Below are 386 nucleotides of genomic sequence, written 5' to 3'. Positions count from 1 at the left end.
CGGCGATCTCTAAGGTGCGGCCGCAGTCGGGACACACCCACCCGGAGACGACGGTCTCTCGGGGCTGGTCGCCGTGTACGAGAGAGTTCCGGCTACCGAGGTAGTACGCCTCGACTGAGTCGCCACAGACGGGACACGGGAGCACGGAGCGTTGTTCGGGGTACACGTCGTGACCGTGAACATCGATCGGGCCGTCGTCCTCTCCGCCGTCCGTGACGAGCTCGGGCTCGTCGTTCTGGTCGTCGTCGACGACCTCAAGAATGTTCCACCAGGTGACCAGCTGGCAAGTGTGACACACGTGCTGGAACGATCCGCTCGACCGGTCACCGACAATCTCCGTCGTTCGCTTCTTCGAGGTCTTCTCGCAACCGGTACAGCGGGCCACG

The 386-nt window shown here is 64.0% G+C and carries 1 protein-coding gene; it reads left to right on the top strand.

What is annotated here, in order from left to right:
- Nucleotides 1–169: 169 nt before the first annotated feature.
- Nucleotides 170–386, top strand: a 217-nt coding sequence (locus tag EXE48_RS18965) for a hypothetical protein (protein ID WP_206750434.1), incomplete at its 3' end; no start/stop codon positions are given.

Origin of the sequence: Halorubrum sp. ASP1, from assembly GCF_005435135.1 — an archaeon.
GTDB lineage: Archaea > Halobacteriota > Halobacteria > Halobacteriales > Haloferacaceae > Halorubrum > Halorubrum tropicale.
The sequence above is the reverse complement of the archived record's forward strand: the minus strand, read 5'-3'. Positions and strand labels throughout refer to the sequence as shown.